Source organism: Mycolicibacterium boenickei (genome assembly GCF_010731295.1).
Lineage (GTDB): Bacteria > Actinomycetota > Actinomycetes > Mycobacteriales > Mycobacteriaceae > Mycobacterium > Mycobacterium boenickei.
Genome location: NZ_AP022579.1, coordinates 5,644,281 through 5,661,847, shown reverse-complemented (window position 1 = coordinate 5,661,847; position 17,567 = coordinate 5,644,281). Strand labels below are relative to the sequence as shown.

16 protein-coding genes are annotated in these 17,567 nt (G+C 66.0%); 1 reads left to right on the top strand and 15 read right to left on the bottom strand.

What is annotated here, in order from left to right:
• Positions 1-31 precede the first annotated feature (31 nt).
• Genes G6N57_RS27075 through G6N57_RS27055 form a run of 5 tightly spaced genes read right to left on the bottom strand, consistent with a single transcriptional unit; the run spans position 32 to position 5,077 of the window.
• Entirely contained in the window at positions 32-643 is a 612-nt protein-coding gene (locus tag G6N57_RS27075; RefSeq protein ID WP_077743888.1) for a TetR/AcrR family transcriptional regulator, read from the bottom strand.
• A gap of 7 nt (positions 644-650) precedes the next feature.
• Positions 651-1,553: a hydroxymethylglutaryl-CoA lyase gene (locus tag G6N57_RS27070; RefSeq protein WP_077743655.1), complete on the bottom strand. Its 903-nt coding sequence runs from the start codon at positions 1,551-1,553 to the stop codon at positions 651-653.
• Position 1,554: 1 nt separating this feature from the next.
• On the bottom strand, positions 1,555-2,760 hold the full coding sequence (locus G6N57_RS27065; RefSeq protein WP_077743656.1) for a CaiB/BaiF CoA transferase family protein: 1,206 nt from the start codon (positions 2,758-2,760) through the stop codon (positions 1,555-1,557).
• Positions 2,757-3,983, bottom strand: a complete 1,227-nt coding sequence (locus G6N57_RS27060) for an alpha/beta hydrolase family protein (RefSeq protein WP_077743657.1) — start codon at positions 3,981-3,983, stop codon at positions 2,757-2,759. Before G6N57_RS27060 ends, G6N57_RS27065 begins: the two co-directional genes overlap by 4 nt.
• 2 nt (positions 3,984-3,985) lie before the next feature.
• Complete coding sequence (locus G6N57_RS27055; protein ID WP_077743658.1) at positions 3,986-5,077, bottom strand: homogentisate 1,2-dioxygenase; 1,092 nt, start codon at positions 5,075-5,077, stop codon at positions 3,986-3,988.
• A 176-nt stretch (positions 5,078-5,253) separates the two neighbouring features.
• On the opposite strand from G6N57_RS27055, the gene G6N57_RS27050 reads away from it, so the two are divergent.
• On the top strand, positions 5,254-5,811 hold the full coding sequence (locus G6N57_RS27050; RefSeq protein WP_077743659.1) for a type 1 glutamine amidotransferase domain-containing protein: 558 nt from the start codon (positions 5,254-5,256) through the stop codon (positions 5,809-5,811).
• A 16-nt stretch (positions 5,812-5,827) separates the two neighbouring features.
• Here the strand turns inward: G6N57_RS27050 and G6N57_RS27045 are convergent, their stop codons facing one another.
• The 10 genes from G6N57_RS27045 to G6N57_RS27000 form a co-directional block, all read right to left on the bottom strand.
• The gene (locus G6N57_RS27045) at positions 5,828-6,847 is read right to left on the bottom strand and encodes a methyltransferase (RefSeq protein WP_077743660.1); all 1,020 of its coding nucleotides are present in this window, start codon (positions 6,845-6,847) and stop codon (positions 5,828-5,830) included.
• 47 nt (positions 6,848-6,894) lie between these two features.
• On the bottom strand, positions 6,895-7,422 hold the full coding sequence (locus G6N57_RS27040; RefSeq protein WP_077743661.1) for a cupin domain-containing protein: 528 nt from the start codon (positions 7,420-7,422) through the stop codon (positions 6,895-6,897).
• 24 nt (positions 7,423-7,446) lie between these two features.
• Complete coding sequence (locus tag G6N57_RS27035; protein ID WP_077743662.1) at positions 7,447-8,394, bottom strand: alpha/beta hydrolase; 948 nt, start codon at positions 8,392-8,394, stop codon at positions 7,447-7,449.
• A 4-nt stretch (positions 8,395-8,398) separates the two neighbouring features.
• The gene (locus G6N57_RS27030) at positions 8,399-9,043 is read right to left on the bottom strand and encodes a sigma-70 family RNA polymerase sigma factor (RefSeq protein ID WP_077743663.1); all 645 of its coding nucleotides are present in this window, start codon (positions 9,041-9,043) and stop codon (positions 8,399-8,401) included.
• Positions 9,043-10,500, bottom strand: coding sequence for a catalase (locus tag G6N57_RS27025; protein WP_077743664.1), 1,458 nt, complete (start codon positions 10,498-10,500; stop codon positions 9,043-9,045). The genes G6N57_RS27030 and G6N57_RS27025 overlap by 1 nt, the downstream gene beginning before the upstream one ends.
• 42 nt (positions 10,501-10,542) lie before the next feature.
• Positions 10,543-11,196 (bottom strand): HD domain-containing protein, encoded by a 654-nt coding sequence (locus G6N57_RS27020; RefSeq protein WP_077743665.1) that lies wholly within the window; start codon positions 11,194-11,196, stop codon positions 10,543-10,545.
• A gap of 125 nt (positions 11,197-11,321) precedes the next feature.
• Positions 11,322-14,054: a helix-turn-helix transcriptional regulator gene (locus tag G6N57_RS27015; RefSeq protein WP_077743889.1), complete on the bottom strand. Its 2,733-nt coding sequence runs from the start codon at positions 14,052-14,054 to the stop codon at positions 11,322-11,324.
• Between the two features lie 128 nt (positions 14,055-14,182).
• Positions 14,183-15,112 carry an LLM class F420-dependent oxidoreductase gene (locus G6N57_RS27010; RefSeq protein ID WP_077743666.1) on the bottom strand — a complete coding sequence of 310 codons (930 nt, stop codon included), beginning with the start codon at positions 15,110-15,112 and terminating at the stop codon, positions 14,183-14,185.
• Between the two features lie 54 nt (positions 15,113-15,166).
• Positions 15,167-16,756 carry a UbiD family decarboxylase gene (locus G6N57_RS27005; RefSeq protein ID WP_077743667.1) on the bottom strand — a complete coding sequence of 530 codons (1,590 nt, stop codon included), beginning with the start codon at positions 16,754-16,756 and terminating at the stop codon, positions 15,167-15,169.
• On the bottom strand, positions 16,753-17,415 hold the full coding sequence (locus G6N57_RS27000; protein WP_077743668.1) for a UbiX family flavin prenyltransferase: 663 nt from the start codon (positions 17,413-17,415) through the stop codon (positions 16,753-16,755). The genes G6N57_RS27005 and G6N57_RS27000 overlap by 4 nt, the downstream gene beginning before the upstream one ends.
• Positions 17,416-17,567 lie beyond the last annotated feature (152 nt).

The following is a 17,567-nucleotide window of genomic DNA, read 5'->3' as shown; positions in this document are numbered from 1 at the left end:
TGATCTCTCTTTCTCGGGTCGGTAGCGCGGGTCAGAAGCCGTACAGGGTCCGCTTCCAGATGGTGGACAGGGTGGCGATGGCCTCGGCATCGCCGATCTCGATGCCGAGCCCGGACTGGCCGACGAAGACCGTGGTGAAGTTCTCGAACAACAAGGCGATCGCCGCGCCGACGTGTTCTGGCTGCAGTCCCTGCGCATGACCCTGCCCCTGGGCATGGTGTACCGACGCGATGACGATGTCGATGCCGAACCGGCGGAACTTGTTCTGTACGTCGGCGAATCGCTGCTGGGTCGCGGCCAGCTGGGCGACCGCGATCATGATGCCGATGTTCTGTTTGAAGATGTTCCAGTAGCCGGTGACCACCGTGGTGAAGAATTCGGTGTCCTCGGGTGAGTCCGGCAGGTGCAGGTTCAGTCCGGACGGTTCCACCACGTCGTGCAGGAACGATTCGGCCAGGGCCGCCAGCAGGTCTTCCTTGTCGGTGAAATAGCGGTAGAACACCGCCGGGCTCTTGCCGGCAGCCGAGGTGATGTCGGCCAGCGTGGTGCCGTGAAAGCCACGCTCGGCGAACAGCTTTCGCGCGGCGAGCTCGATGGCAGACCGGGTCTGGCGGCCCTTGGTGCCCAGCTCGGCGGCGGTCATCGACGCCTCAGCCCAGGATCCGGTCGCCGGCCCGCAGCAGTGCGCTGGGGAGGTCATGGCCCACGGCGTCCTGGGCGATCCTGGCAGCGTCGATGGCTGCCGACAGCTCGACGTCGACGGCGATGTCGCTGTCGCGCAACATGTAGACCAGATCCTCGGTGGCGATGTTGCCACTGGCGCCCGGCGCGAACGGGCAGCCGCCGAGGCCGCCGACCGAGGCGTCCAGCCGCGTGACGCCGGATTGCACGGCCGCGTATGCGCTGGCCAGTCCCGCTCCGCGGGTGTTGTGGAAGTGCGCGCCCAGCGGCAGGTCCCCGATCAGCGGCTGGACCTTCTCGACCAGTGACGTGACCCGCCGCGGGGTGGTGGTGCCGATGGTGTCCGCGATCGCTATCCGGTTCACTCCGAAACCGACTGCGGCCGAGACGATGTCGAGCACTCGCTGCGGATCTGTCGGACCGTCGAACGGGCAGTCCCACGCGGTGGCGACGATCACCTCCACCGATGTGCCGCTGTCGTGCGCGATGGCCACGATGTCGGCGATCTGCGCGGTCGCCTCGGCCGAGGTGCGGCCGACGTTGGCACGGGAGTGGGCATCCGAGGCGGACACCACGTACTCGACTGAACGCAGGCCGGCGGCGATGGCGCGTTTGGCGCCGTTCGGGCTGGCCACCAGAGCGGAGAACTCCACATCGGGAAACCTGTGGAGTTCCTCGGCGAGTTCGGCCGCGTCGGCCAGTGCCGGCACTTTCGACGGTGAGACGAACGCCGTCGCCTCGACCTCGCGTACCCCGGTCGCCACGATGGCCTCCAGGATCGCGACCTTGGCGGACAACGGGATCGGGGTCTCGATCTGCAATCCGTCCCGCAGGCACACCTCGCGGATGTCGACCTTCGTTGGCAGGTTCATCTCACAGCACCCCCTCCGATCGCAGGGTTTCCAGGTCTTGTGCACTGCGCCCGAGCAGGCCGCCGTACACCTCGTCGTTGTGTTGGCCCGGCCGGGCCGAGCCCGCGTTGCGAATGGTGCCGGGGGACTCGGACAGGACCGGGACGACGCCGGGGCCTTTGACGGCCCGCCCGATCCGCTCATCGAAGTGGTCGGCGATCATGCCACGGGCCTGCAGCTGCGGATCCCGTACGACCTCGGCCACGGTGTTGATCGGTCCGCTGATCACTCCGGCCCGCGACAGGGTTTCGATGATCTCCTCCGGCTGTCGCTTGGCGGCCCAGTCGCCGATGATCTTGTCCAGCTCGTCCTGATTGCGGCCGCGGGCAACGTGGTTGGCGAACCGGTCATCTGTCGCCAGCTCTGGGCTGTCCATCGCCGTGCACAACCGGCGGAACACGGTGTCCTGGTTGGCCGCGATCACCACCCAGCTGCCGTTGGCGCTCTGGTAGATGTTGGACGGCGCGATGCCCTCCAGTCGGGTGCCCGACGGCCCGCGCACCACCCCGCCGATGTCGTAGTCGGGGATGGTGGATTCCTGTATCGCCAGGCAACTTTCGGTCAAGGCGGTGTCGACGACCTGGCCCTCGCCGGTGACGGTGCGTCGGTACAGAGCGGCCAGGGCGCCCTGGGCGGCGAACATGCCGGCCAGGCTGTCGCCCAGGGACAGCGCCAGCCGCGGTGGGGGACCGCCGGGGAATCCGTTCATGTGCCGCAACCCGCTGGAGGCCTCGGCCACCGAGGCGTAGCCGGCCTTGCCCGCGTCCGGCCCGGTCTGCCCGTACCCGGACACCCGGACCAGGATGATGCCCTTGTTGCGTTGGCGCAGAACGTCGTAGCCCAGGTCCCATTTCTCCAGGGTGCCCGGCCGGAAATTCTCCACGATGATGTCGGACTGCTCGACCAGCTCCAGGAACAACTCCCGGCCCTTGGCGGTACGAAGGTCCAGGGTGGCGGCCTTCTTGTTGCGGGCATGCACGGTCCAGAAGAAGTGGTGCCCGTCGAGCTCGGCCTGCCCCCAGGTGCGCAGGGGATCCGGGCTGGCAGGCAGTTCGATCTTGATGACCTCGGCACCCATGTCGCCCAGCAGCCGGCCGGCGAACGGGCCGGAGATCAGGGTGCCGAGCTCGATCACCCTGATGCCGTCCAGAGCTCCGGTCGTGGTCACAGCGACTCCACCGATCCCCGGTCGCTTCGCTCCTGCCCGCCGAATCCGTGCCGGTGCAGCCAATCCGTGCAGATGCTCACGGCCTGACGCAGGGTGTCGCGCTGGTCCGGGCCCGAGTAGTAGTGGTTGGCGCCGGGGATCTCGTGCATCTCCTTGTCGGGGTGACCGATCGCCTCGTACAGCCGGCGGGTGTGGCTGGGCGTGCAGGCGTCGTCGGCCAGATTGCCGATCACCAGAGCGGGCACCGCGATATCCGGCCCGGCCTTGACCGCGTCGCCGTTGGCGTCGTCGTAGCTCCACTGCGACAGCCAGCTGCGCAGGGTGCAGAACCGCGCCAGCCCGACGGGGCTCATGTTGACCACCTGGGGATCGCCCAGATAGCAGGTACCGGGCCGACGATCGTTGGGGTCGACGGTCGGATCCAGCCACCGGGGGTCGGCCATCGTGCCGTGCACGACGAACGCGAACTCGTCATCCGGCCGGCCGGCGGCCTTGAGCTCGGCCAGTTTCTCCTTGACCCACTTGGTGATTCGCCGGTTGCGAGCGATCTGGGCCTGGTGGTAGCGCTCCAGGAACTCCGGCGTATACGGCGGCTGGTTCGGGTTGTCCGGGTTGTAGAGGTCGAGTTCCGGATCCCGCTTGGTCGGGTCGTTCTCGTCCAGGATGGACGCGTCCATCCATTCGGTCATGGTGCCGTGTCGGCTGATGTGTGCGGCCAGCAGCATGATTCCGTCGGCGGGGATCAGCCCGAGCTTGGTCAGGTCGGGACCGTCCCCGGACGGGCTGGCCGTGACCGTCGGATGCTGGGCCTGCTGCTGGTAGAACACCGAGAGCGATCCGCCGCCGCTCCACCCGGCCAGCACCACCTTGTCGTAGCCGAGCCGGTTCTTGGCGTCCTTGATGCACTCGCCGAGATCCTCGACCACCTTCTCCATCAGCAGCGCCGAGTCGGTGCCCCGGAACCGGCTGTTGCAGTAGATGACGTGATGTCCGGCACGGGCGAGCGCGTTGATCATCGGCAGGTAGGCGCCGCCTCCGATCGGATGCATGAACACCAGCACGGTATCGGAGGGCTTCGCTTTGGGCCGCAGCAGGTAGCTCTCCAGCACCACGAGCTCGGCGACCCCGCCGTACACATCGCGCACCGACGAGTTGTTCTGGTAGGCAACCAGATAGGGGATGCGGTCGTACTCGTGCTTCACAGGTGCTTGAACGGTTGTCATCTCTAGTGCTGCCCCAGATCGTTGGCGAGGATTTCGGCGGACGGGATGAGACGGCGACGGGTGTCGATGGCGATCACCGACCAGTCGACCCGGTCGTAGTCGTCGAACTTGCGGCGGGCCCGTTCCCGCGCCTTCTCGGGTGCCCCGTGGTGGACGCCTTGCGGTGCATGTGAGACGAGGCCGGGCGGCATCGGGATGCCGTAGAGGGAACCGGCGTGGAAGAACGCGATCTCGTCGTAGTCGACGTTGCGGTGATACCACGGGGTGCGCTCGGTGCCAGGCACGCTCTCGGCGGGCTTGGGCAGGAAGTTCATCACGTACACACCGGTGGCCTGCATGAAGAGGTGCACGGTCGGTGGCAGGTGCACGCTCTCGGACGTGATGACGGTGTAGTCCTCGATGTTGAAGGTGAACGGGAAGTTGTCGCCGCGCCAGCCTTCCACGTCGAGGGGATTGTGTTGGTAGAACAGCGAAGTCGGACCACCCTCGTGGATCAGGCGGACTTCGTACTCGTCCCGCCCGTCGTCGTCGATCGGTGCCGGCTCGGGGATGGTGACCTGCGCCGGGTCGAAGGGGAAGTGCCGGCCCAGGGTGCCCGCCGGGGGTACCCGGAAATCGTCGGTGGCCTGGATCATCAACCACGTGCTTTCGCTGTCGGGCACCTGGCGGAACGTGCAGGCCTTCGGGATGTAGACCCAGTCGCCCTCGCGGTAGCGCAAGGGGCCGAACTCGGTCTCCAGCAGGCCCGATCCCTTGTGAACGAACAGCAGCAGGTCTCCGTCGACGTATCGGACGAAGAACGGCATCTCCTCGGTACGCCGGCTCAGCAGCACCTGGCAGTCGGTGTTGGAGAACATCAGCAGCGGGCCGCCCTGTGCGTCGGTGGCATCGCTGGGCTTGAGCTCGCTGGACAGCACGTCGGTGGGGCGCAGGGGGCCGACGGTGCGGTAGGCGGTGGGGTCGTTGCGCCGGTACATGTTGGCGGTACGGCCGACGAAACCGCCGCGGCCGAGCTCATCGTCCTTGAGGCCGTCGAGGTCGGCATGCACCCGTTTCGGGGTCTTGCCTTTGCGCAGGTGGACGAAGGATTCCATGCTCGACTCCTGAACGGTTCGGGACGAAAACTGAAAGTGACTTTACTTTTTGTTACAACCGGTGACAAGGGGTGCAGAGCGCCGACTTCGCGCGTTTCGGGCGTGGCCTCCCGGGGTAGCCCACGAGCGGGCGCCCAAGCTCATCGCTGCCCGTCGGTGTCGACGAAAGGACTGTCATGAGAAAGGAATTGGAAGGCCGCAGGGTCGGGATCCTTGCCGCCGACGGTGTGGAGCGCATCGAACTCGAACAACCGCGCGCAGCCGTCGAGAACGAGGGCGGTCACGTCGAACTGCTGTCGCTCAAGGCCGGTGAGATCCAGGCTCGTGACCACGACCTCGAACCCGCGGGCACCTTCCCGGTGGACCGCACGGTCGCCGAGGCGAAGGTCGATCAGTTCGACGCGCTGATCCTTCCCGGGGGGACCGTGAACCCGGACAAGCTGAGGCTCGACAAGACCGCGGTGGCGTTCGTCCGCGATTTCGTCCAGTCCGGCAAGCCCGTCGCCGCGATCTGTCACGGCCCGTGGACCCTCGTGGAGGCGGGCGTGGTGCGCGGCCGCACGCTGACCAGCTATCCGAGTATCCGCACCGACCTGGGCAATGCCGGTGCCAACGTGGTGGACCGGCAGGTCTGCATCGACGGCAATCTGATCACCAGCCGCTCGCCCGGCGATCTGCCCGCGTTCTGCGAGGCGATCACCGAGGCGCTGGCGTGTAGTCCGGCGCAGACCTGAGCGGCGAACGGTACCGCTAGCTTCGATGGACAGTTGCCTCGAGCGCGCAGTACATGCCCGAGCCAGAGGTAATGCGGTCCAGGGTGAAGCCGCCCTCGTTCAGCAGTTGGCGCCACTGCGACTCGGTGCGCTCACGACCCCCGAGCATCGTCATCATGGTGAAGTCAATGATTTTGGCGACATGAGGAGCGTCGTCCTCCGGCACCACCAATTCGAACAGGAGCAGATGAGCACCCCGGCCGCCAGTAGCCCGGATGGTATTGAGGATGCGTAGCGCCGCGGCGTCGTCCCAGTCGTGCAGGACTGCCGACAGCACGTAGACGTCGGCGGTGGGGACAGCGTCGAAGAAGTTTCCGCCGACAGCGGTAGCGCGGTCGGCGAGTCCTGCTGCCTCCAGTCTTGCGGTGGCCGTCGCGACGACGCTGGGCGTGTCGAACACCACGCCGCGTCGCCCCGGAAGACGTTGCAGAACTTCCACCAGCACGGTGCCGTCAGCGCCGCCGATATCGGCGATCGTGTCGCCGCTCGGAAACTGAAGTCGATCCAATAGGTCACCGCGGCCGCCCGTGGTGAATCCGGCCATAGCGGAGTTCTGCAACTCGGCAAGACCTGGGGTGGTGTTCACCCAGTCGAAGAACGGTTGGCCGAGGTGTTCGGAGGCGGCAACGCCGCCGGTACGCACAGTGTGCAACAGCCGGCTGAACGGTGCGTAGTGGGTTCGCACGAGGTATCGGGCAATGTCTCGCATCGAGTCGGTCGGACCATCGGCGAGTGTGTGGCCCAACTCGCCGAGCTCTACGTCGCGGCCTGATGTGTGAAACACCCCCAGCGGCGCGAGAAACCGGATGAGCCGCTCCAGCGCATCGGCGTTGGCGCCGACTCTGACCGCAAGTTCCTCGACAGGGCGCGGCCCCTGCTGTAATGCGGTCGCGATGCCGAGCTCTGCGACGACGTACAGAGCCTGGGACACTTCGAAGCCGGATAGCAGCTGGTGCATCCGCGCGGCAGCAGGCGCTATCTGTGGATCAGCGGTCATACCTCGTTGCAGCCTTTCAGGGGAAGGTAATTGGAGGCACTGCAGGACTACCCGTTGAACGACGGCAGCGCGATACCCACCGCGGCGTTCTCCTCGGGAGTCCCGAGCCGGTAGCCGTACCGGTGGGCGGTCTCGACGAAGTGCGCCACCTCGTCCGGCGTCCGCGGCGGGGCGTCTGCCGGGCGGCCGACTTCCTGGAAAAAGCGACCCATGCGCGGCGTGGTGATGACCAGGTCGACGGCCGGCTTGTCGGAGGTGTTGCGGTGCGCGTGGGGTACCTCACCTGGGACCTGGATGTAGTCACCCGGACGCGCTTCTCGCCATTGCAGGCCGTCGGGTCCGGCCACGAGCACCTCGTGGCCCCCGGAAACGATGTAGAAGTCCTCGAAGTCGTCGTGGCTGTGGAGCGGGACGGTGACACCGGGCGGAATCACCGCGCGCATCACGCAGATCTGATTGGCGCCGTCGTCGGTCAGGGTGAGGAACTCGACGTGCGGTCCGAGGACTTCGAGGGCGTGGGTACCGGTGCCTTCGGTGAGGTTCGTGATGATGCTGGAATCGAGCGAGGGCGTCATGAATCTTCTTTCTGGTGAATGGAATCAGGAGTGCAAGGTGCGTTGCAGGACGCGGATTGCCTGGTCGATCGCCTCGGTTGCGGCCGAGGTTGTACGAAGTGCGTTGAGCATCATGAAGTCGTGGAACGTGCTGCTGTACCGGACGCTGGTGCAGCGCAGTCCGGCGTCGGTGAGATTGCGCGCGTACGCCTCTCCTTCATCCCGGAGCACGTCGTACTCGCCGACGACGATGAATGCCGGTGGAAGACCGGCGAGTTGTTCGGCGGTCGCCCGCAATGGTGAGACGGTGACCTCGTCGCGCAGGGCGGAGTCGGGGACGTACGCATCCCAGAACCAGGCCATCGTCCGCGCGGTCAGGTGAGGTCCATCGGCGAACTCGCGGTAACTGTCGGTGTCGCAGGAGGCGTCGGTCACCGGGTAGTACAGCGACTGGTGCACGAATTGGACCTCGCCGCGGCGTCTTGCCAACAACATCAGGGCGGCCGCCAGGTTGCCCCCCGCGGAATCGCCGGCCACCGCCATGCGGTTGGGATCCAGCGCCCAATCGGCGCCATCGCGCCAAATCCATCGGGCCACGGCATAGGCCTGTTCGAGGGCGCGGGGATAGCGTGCCTCGGGCGCGCGCTCATAGTCGACGAATGCGACCGCGGCGGGGACACCGACCGCGATCTCACGGACCAGACGGTCGTGCGTGCCTGCACTGCCCAGAACCCATCCTCCGCCGTGCAGGTACAACACCACCGGGAGTGGACGGGTCCAGCCCGGCGGCCTCACGATGCGTGTCCGGCAGCTCACCCCGTCGACGACGACCACGATCCACGAGCTGTCGACCTCTGGCTTGTGGATGGGCGCCGCTTGGATCGACTCCAGGACAGTGCGCGCACGTGGCACCGTCATCTGGTAGACGAACGGTGATTGAGCTGCGGTGTAAGCGAATTCGTGAGCCGCGGATTCCAGGACATAGCGGGTCATCCGATCACCCGCACGCGCGATGCCGGCCGTCGGAACCGAGGTCCCGGATGAGCCTGCGCCGGCGCGCCGTCGAGCCGAGGACAGCACGTAGCCGCTGGCGTCCGCGGTGTACCCGCGACATCACCGTGCCCGTCGCGACTCCGGTCACGTCGGCAATCTCCTTGTAGGACAGTCCCTCCACATCGGCGAGATAGATGGTCCAGCGGTATTCGTCTCGCAGTTGCATCAGGGCGTTTCTGATCTCATCGTCCGGAAAGAGCTCCAGCGCTGACGCTTCCGCAGATCGCAGACCACGCCGCAGGTAGGGCAACAGTTCCGTCAGCGTCTGGGCGGCGAAATCTTCGACCAGGACCTCGGATGGTCGCCGCTCCATCTTTCGGTGCCGGGTGATCCTGGCGTTGTGCATGATCCGGAACATCCATGCGTTGAGGTTGGTGCCCTCTTCGAACGTGTGGAATCCCCGGTAGGCGAGCAGCATTGTCTCCTGCAGGAGATCCTCGGCATCCTGCCGATTGCTCGTCAGTCGCTGGGCGCCACGGAAGAGCCGGTCGAGCAGCGGTAAGGCTTCTCGTTCGAAGCGCGCGGCGAGTTCGCTCCGAAGGATCCCGGCCGGCGGGCCGGCCGGGTCGCCCTCGCAAGGCTGCAGCATCAGGATGGTTCCTTGCGAACCGCGTCCTCGATCTGATCGCCGACTTCCTTGTCGATGCTGCGCCAGTACTCGAAGGCACGCTGTAATACCTTCTCTGACACCCCGTTACGGAGATGGCCCGCCACGTTGGACACGAGGCGCTCGCGCTCGTCGGCGTCCATGACCTCGCGTACCAGGATGCCGGCCTGAGCCCAGTCATCGTCATCGGCCCGCAGCGTGTATGCGGTGCGGACCATGTCGCCGTCGGTGTACCAGAGGATCTCGGCGGCGCGGGCCGGGTCCGCCTGCGGACCTCCGTAGGAGTTCGGTGCGTACACGGGGTCGGTGGCGTTCTTGACGCGAAGCGCGCCGTCCTTCGAGTACCCGTTCACCTCGGATCTCGGTGCGTTGACCGGAATCTGCTTGTAATTGACTCCGAGTCGAGCACGATGCGCGTCGTTGTAGGCGAAGGTACGGGCCAGCAACATCTTGTCGGGACTCAGGCCGGTGCCCGGCACCTGATTGGCGGGTGCGAATGCGGCCTGCTCGATCTCGGCGTGATGGTCGCTGAAGTTGCGGTCCAGCACCAGCTTTCCCACCTCGATCAGCGGATAGTCCGCGTGCGGCCAGGCCTTGGTGAGATCGAACGGGTTGATGCGGTAGGTTTTCGCGTCGTCGAAGGGCATCAACTGCACCTTCAGCGTCCAACTCGGGTGATCCCCCCGCCGGATCGCGGTGTGCAGATCGCGCTGGTGGAAGTCGGCGTCGGTGCCTGCGAGTCGGTCGGCCTCGCCCTGCGTCATCGACTCGACGCCCTGGTCGGAGATGAAATGGTATTTCACCCAGGTGATTTCGCCCTCGGCGTTGATCCAGCTGTAGGTATGGCTGCCGTACCCGTTCATGTGGCGCCACGTCCGCGGGATACCCCGGTCTCCGAACAGCCAGGCGACCTGGTGCGCGGTCTCGGGGGACAGCGTGAAGAAGTCCCACTGCATGTCATTGTCTCGCATGCCCGTGTCTGCACGCCGCTTCTGCGACCGGATGAAGTGCTGGAACTTGAGTCCGTCGCGGAGGAAGAAGATGGGGGTGTTGTTGCCGACGATGTCGAGGTTGCCTTCGGCGGTGTAGAACCGCAGTGAGAAGCCTCGTGGATCGCGCCAGGTGTCTGGGCTACCCCGCTCACCGGCCACGGTGCTGAATCGGATCAAGGTATCGGTGCGGGTGTTCGGTTGAAACACGGCGGCTCGGGTGAACGTGCTGACGTCGTGCGTGACCTCGAAGTACCCGAAGGCGCCGGAGCCTTTGGCGTGCGGCTGGCGCTCGGGGATTCGCTCACGGTTGAAGTTGGCCATCTGCTCGATCAGATAGTGGTCGTGCAGCAGGATCGGACCGTCGGGGCCGACGGTGAGGGAATGGTCGTCACTTGCGACGGGGATGCCCGCGTCATTGGTAGTGGGGCGGGGCTGTTGCTGGGTCATGCCGGGCCTTTCTCGGGAAGTGTTGGCAGACAGGCTGAGTGGTTACTCGGGCCAGCCGTTCTCGAGGATGATGTCGACGAAGTTCTCGCGGACGAACGAGCCGTCGAAGTGCGCGATGACGTCGTCGTTGACGGTGCCGAAGGTGGTGCCGGGACGCTTCTGCACGCCTTTGTAGAAGGCCCGCAGGATACGGTTTTTGAAGTCGGGTCGAGGGTGTGCGGCGACGACCGCCGCAAGGGCCTCGGCAGACAGGTCTTCCCGGCCGAGGCCCAACACGTCGGTCTCGACGCCTGCGGTGACGAGCGCGACCTCCGGCGCCAAGAACTCAGGCACTCCGGGTGTGGTGTGCAGGGCGATGCCCAACCACACATTACGGGCGCTGGCCTCGTCGATGCCGCGCTGTAGCAAGAACTCTCGTGCCGCATTGGCGCCGTCCACCTCGAAGCGCACAGTGGAGCTGTCGCGGTAGCCCTCGGTCAGACCGAGGTCGTGAAACATCGCGCCGGTGTAGAGGAGTTCGAGGTCCGGCTGTAAGCCACGCTTCCTGCCCTGCAGCACGCCGAAGAAGAAGACACGTCGCGAGTGATCGAACAGCAGATCGTCGAGGGCTTCGCGAGCGAAGCCGGTGACGTCGCGGACCAGAGGCGTATCGGGGAGGGTGATGTCGTAGACGATGTCGACAGATGGTGCAGCCACGGTGGAGGTCCTATTCGCGGTGGGTCGGCCGGTGCGGCCGACGACTGCGTCCAGATTCCGCCGGGGGTGCCCTGCTTCGCATCGGTCACTGCCTAGCCGACGTGGCCAGGCTCGCGTTCAGGCGTTCAGGGCAGGACGTACTCGAGCTGACCCCGTGACGTGATGCCGAGCTTCGTGAACACCTTGCGTAGGTGGTATTGCACGGTCTTGGTGCTGATGAACAGGCGGGTGCCGATCTCGGGATTGGAGAGCCCGTCGCGGGCCAACCTGGCGATCTGGGCTTCCTGTGCGGTGAGTTCGGCGGTGACGGTCGGCGCCGAGCGCTTGCGAGCGGTTTCACCCGTCGCCAGCAATTCCCTTCGGGCCCGGTCGGCGAATGCCGACATGCCCATCGACTCCAGCATCTGGTGCGCCGTGCGCAGTTGTTCGCGTGCCTCGACCCGGCGCCGTTCCCGTCGCAGCCACTCACCGTAGAGCAGGTGTGCGCGGGCCAGGTCGGTTCGGACGAGGCTCGTCCCCAGCCGGGTGATCGCCTCGCGGTACAGACGCTCGGCGTCGTCGCCCTGCGCCAGCAACGCGCGCGAGCGGGCACCGACCCCTAGGGCCCAGTCGGTACCGCTGGCGGTTGTCATCTCGGTGATCCACTCGGTGGCTTCTGTTGCCGTATCGGTCATCTCGCTACGGGCGGCGGCTTCGATCAGCTCGTGAGCGGCCCAGTTCGCGATCCCGGGGTAGTGGCGATCCGGATATTCCTGATGATGAAGCGCGCGCTGGGCCGCGGCCATCGCTTCCTGGTAGTTGCCCGTGCCGTTGTGCATAAGCGCTTTCGTCCATTCGGCGATGGCGATGCCGATGCCCTCTCCGCGGCTCGGGACCTCGGTAAGGATGCCGTCTGCCAGAGTGGTCGTCTCAGCTTGTCGGCCGCGCATCGCCGCGAGATATGCGGCGGCGTAGGGACCCAGGTTGATGCCGGTCGCCTCGCTGGCAGCGGACTGCTCCTCGATGAGTGCGCTCGCGTCTGCCAGATCGCCGGTGAACACCAGCATCATCGCGCGGGTGCTGAGTGCCAGAGGCAGTTCGATGAGTGCACCGACGTCGCGTGCCAGCTGAAGGTAGCGCGCCGACAAGGTGTTCCAGCGCTGGTCGTCCCACAGGTGCAGGGCCGCTTCGTTGAACAGCCACATCCACCGCAGTTCCTCGGCCGCCGACATCTCGCCGGGGTTGTTCGCCAGCGCGGTGCGGAGGCTGGTCACGGCGGCTGGGTATCCCTCGACGAAGTTCGTCGCCAACCCGTCCAGCAGATGATCGATCGCCCGGGGTGGGAGCGGGGCCGCCGGCGCAGCGGTGGCCGCGCGTGACAGGTCCAGCACGGTACCGCCGGGGCTGGCGAGCCGACCGGCGAATGCGGCGGCCGAGATGCCGTCGAGGTAGGTCTCCCTGGCTCGGACGGCGTCGACGGGTTCGAATCGCTTTGCGGCCCGCAGCAACAGCAGGGACGCCTCCCCGCCGCGACTGGTCGCGAATGCGAGATGGGCGCGCAGCAGGTCGATACGCGCGCGCTGACGCTCGTCCAGCGGACCGGCTTCCGCGGTGGCCAGCAGGGCGATTGCCGCGTCGAACCTTCCCGCCTGCACCTTTACCTCCGCGGCCGCCAGAGCCCGTTCGCCGCGGCGGGCAGGGTCGAGCGTCAGCAGTGCCGCCCGTTCGAGGAACGCCGCCGCGGCCGCCAGCCCGCCGCGTCCGAGGGCCTGCCCCGCGGAGCGCTCCAGGTCGTCGGATAGTTCGGCGTCCGGTCCCGGTGCGGCCTCGGCGAAATGCCAGCTGCGCCGGTCGGGATCCAACGCGGGGTCGGTCGCCTCTCCGAGTGCGCGGTGTACCGACTGGCGGTCCGCCCCCGATGCCGACCAGTACGTCGCAGAGCGCACCAACGGGTGACGGAACCGTACCTGCGTACCGATTTCCGCCAGTCCGGAGTCGGCGGCGGACACCGCGCTGTCGGGTCCGATTCCCAGCAACTCGGCTGCCCGCCACACCAGCGCGGCGTCACCGGTCGGGTCGGCCGCGGCGATCAGCAGCAGCCTGCGGGTGTCGGCCGGAAGGGCGGTGTAGCGGCGCCGGAAGTTCTCCTCCAGCGCACCGGTGAGTGATTCGGCCCGGGGCAGGACAAAGCCCCCGGCCAACTCTGCCGCTGATGCTCCTCGCGGAAGTTCCAGCAGTGCAAGGGGATTGCCGTGGGTTTCGGTGACGATCTGGTCGCGGACGCGTGCATCCAGGGGGCCTCGGAGCACTGAATCGAGGAGAAGGCGTGCATCAGCTTCGGACAGTTCTGCGATGGGGAGGTCAGGGAGGCCGGCGACCTCGATCCTGCGTTCCCGGGTGGCGAATACCATGCCGACGGACTCCTCGCCGAGCCTGCGGGCGACAAATGCCAGCGACTTCGCCGATGCGCAGTCCAACCACTGCTGATCGTCTATCAGACACAACAACGGCCTCTCCTCTGCCAATTGCGAGAGCAGCCCCAGCAAGCCGAGACCGAACACGAACTGGTCGGGGGTAGGACCCGAGCTGATGCCGAAGGCGACCTGCATGGCATCACGCTGTGGCGCGGGAAGGCGATCCAGTCGGTCGAGGAAAGGTGCGCACAACTGATGTAACCCCGCGTAGGCCAGTTCCATCTCCGACTCGACACCCGCCGCGCGCAGGACGCGTACCCCGGTCTCGCGCGTCGCGAGGTAGTCCAGGAGTGCGGTCTTGCCGATGCCGGCCTCCCCGTGGATGACCAACGATCGGCTCTCGCCGGCGCGAAGCGCCGCGACGAGCTGGTCGAGTGCAGCCCGTTCGGCCCGGCGGCCCGTCATCTCCTGCGCATGGCTCTCCAGGGGTGCCGACACGTTACGACGCTATAACGCGACCCCGGTTCGACGCAGCTCGGGGATTCGCTGCCACGGCTCCGGTGTTTGCTGCCGAGGCTCGTCGCCGGCCCGGATCACATGTCGAGCAGCGGCCTCAACAGTTCCCCGACGGCCGCGACGCCACCCGGCTGGTAGCCGGTCAGACCCGTCGCAGGGCTGAGGATCACACCGTCTACGCCTGAGTCGAGCACCTTGGTCTTGACCTGATCGACCACCTGCTCGGGGCTTCCGAATACCACCTGCTGCTTGAGATCGTCGGGGACGACGCTGTCGGTGACGTTCTCGTCGATGATGGCCAGGACCAGTGTGCTGGTCTCCAACGTGGCGGGGTCACGGCCGATCTGCTCGCAGCAATTCCGGATGACCTTCATCTTGTGGGGCAGCTGGTCGAAGCCCGCACTGATGTTGAGGTGGTCGAAGTGTCTGGCCGCCAACGGAATTGTCTTCTTCTCGCCGCTACCACCGATGATCAGCGGAATATGATCGCGGAAGCGCGGTTCGGCCATCGCCTCGTGCGTGCGGTAGTACTTCCCCTCGAAGGTGGGTCGTTCACCGGCGAGCATCGGCAAGATGATTTGCAGCGCCTCCCCGAGCTTGTTGAAGCGGTCGGTGAAGGTGCCGAATTCGAAACCCATTGAGTCGTGCTCGAATTCGAACCATCCGGTACCGAGACCGAGGACAGCGCGACCCTGGCTGACGACGTCGAGCGTGGTGACGGCCTTGGCCAGCAGCGTCGGGTTGCGGTAGGTGTTGCCGGTGACCAATGTGCCGAGCTGCACGCGGTCCGTCGCCGTCGCGAGGGCGCCCAGCGCGGTATAGGCCTCGAGCATCGGCTCGTCCGGTGTGCCGAGCCCGGGCAGTTGATAGAAGTGATCCATCAGAAAGACCGAGTCGAAGCCCGCCGCCTCGGCCTCCTTCGCCTGCGCGATCACGGTGGGGAACAGCTCGGCGACGCCGGTGCCGTACGAGAAGTTCGAAACCTGAAGTCCCAGCCGGATTGTCAATGTGAATCTGCTTTCTCATCGTGTCGAATTGTTGGTCGTTGGCGGCTGCGGGCGTCACACCTCGGGCAGGCGTTTACGCAGTTCCGCCATGGTCAGCAGTTCTCGTCGCACATCGTCGAGGTAGGGGATGCCGATCCCGTACTCCTGCCAGCGGGCCGCGATCTTCGCCTCTAGCTCCGGCTCGACGGTGTCGATCGGCGGATAGTGGCGCCCGCCCCACTCAGGGCGGGGGTCGAACTCCCAGCTTCGGGTGGCGTCGGTGAGCACCCGGGTCCATTCACCGGCCCCGAACCGGGCACTGTCGTTTTTCTCCGGGGGAGTGGACGGGTCCAGCGGCGAACCCATGGTCGGCCCGTAGAAGGCGATGTCACCGAGCCCGGCGTTGACCCGGTAGGTGAGCGCCCAGTCCAGCGCAACCGGGTCGTGGATGTCGACGTCCTCCTCGACAACCATGACGTTCTTGTGGAACCAGACCGATCCACCGGTTCCCCACAACGCGGCGGCCACCTGCTGGGCATGGCCGCGGTAGGTCTTGTGAATCTGCACCACGGTGTTCTGGCCGTTGGTCACCTCGGTCATCCACAGGTCGCTGATACCGCCGATCCCGAGATCCTCCAGCATGTTCCAGGTGATCGCCGAGCGCGCGAAATTGACGATGCTGTCCTCGTTGAAAAATCCGGGCCGGATCCCTTCGAGGGTTCCGCGCAGCACCGGATCGTCACGATGGGTGATGCGGGTGACGCGCAGGACCGGAGCCGGCGCGGCGCTGCCGAGGAACCCGGGGTATTCCGCGAAAGGCCCTTCTTCGACAAACGTCGCGGGGTGAGGGTCCAGATATCCCTCGACGACGATCTCGGCGCTCGCCGGCACATGCAGTGGCACCGTGTCACAGGCCACCAAGTCCACGGGCCGGCCGAGCAAGGCGCCCATCATGTCCCATTCGCAGACGTTTCTCGGGAAGGGACTGCCGGCGCAGAACGGCAAGACGTCGTGCCATCCGTAGACAATCGCGACCGGCATCGGCTCCGGCGTGTACTCCTGCATATGGCCACCCCAGCCCTGACTGGGCACCATGAGCTTGGCGATCTTGTCGCGGGCGACGACCTGTCCTCGGTACAGGCCTATGTTGTCGCGTCCAGTCACCTTGTCCGCGGTGACGACACCGCAGAACGTATCGATGTACCGGCCGCCGTCGGCCGCATGCCATTTGGGCACCGGAAACTGAAACAGATCCACCTCGTCGCCCTGGACGATGTTCTCCTTGACCGGCCCGGTTTCGACGATGCGTGGTGGGACAGGGTTTCGGAACGTCTTCTTGAGATGGCGGACGATCTCCGAATCACGGGTTCCTTCAGGCAGTCCCAGCATCAGCTGAAGCTGGCGCCGATTGCCGATCGCCGACGTGAGGAACTTCGTGCACCGAGTCCTCTGGTGGTCGATGATGTTCTCGAAGAGCAGGGCCGGTCCGTCGAGGGACAGGTTGACACGGGTGATCGCGCCGATCTCTTCGTTCCAGTCAACGGGGGCCGTGACTCGCCGCAACTGGCCGGCCGACTGCAGCGTGGTCAGCCAGCTTCTGAGGTCGGGGCCGGTGGCCGACACCTCCGGCCGATCGTTTTCCAGCGGGCGAGTCGAGGTCGTCATTTTGTTCTCCTCATCGGATCGGGGCTTGTTCGATGGATTGGCGTCACTGCCGAGTTCCCCTCGCCGGCCATCCGACCGTCCTTCCAGCGGTTGATCAGCGAGTGGGGAATGCCGAGTTGATCGACGAGGCGACCGACGACATAGTTCGTGACCTCGTCGACAGATGCGGGTCGGTCGTAGTAGGCGACCATCGGCGGGAAGATCACCGCACCTGCACGTGCCAGATAGTGCATGTTGTCCAGATGGATCTCGCTCAGCGGAGCCTCGCGAGCCACCAGCACCAGCTTGCGGCCTTCTTTGAGCGTGACGTCGGCGGCGCGGGTGATCAGGTTGTCGCTGTACCCGATCCGAATGGCGCTCAAGGTCTTCATGCTGCAGGGGCACACGACCATGCCGTCGGTGAGGAACGATCCACTGGAGATGCCGGCGGCGAGATCGCGGGCGCTGTAGGTGTGCGCCGCCAGGGCCCGGACTTCGTCGACGGTGTGCTCGGTCTCCAGGTTGATCGTCGCCCGGGCCCAGTCGCTGAGCACAAGGTGCGTCTCGACGTTCAGTTCTGCGAGGACCTCGAGCAGCCGGATGCCCAGCGCGGCACCCGTCGCGCCGGTCATGGCCACCACCAATCGCGTCGGCGAATTCGTGTCGTGCTTTGTTGACATGTTCGGCTCCTCACCAGCAGGCGCGTGACCGACTGATCAGCGCCTACAACCTTCAATGCCTGAACATCGCGTTCGATTGCAGGAATCGGAAAATGACCGGCCCACAATGTGGTTTCGCGGCTGTACCGACAGGTGGCTGGCCGGCACGACTA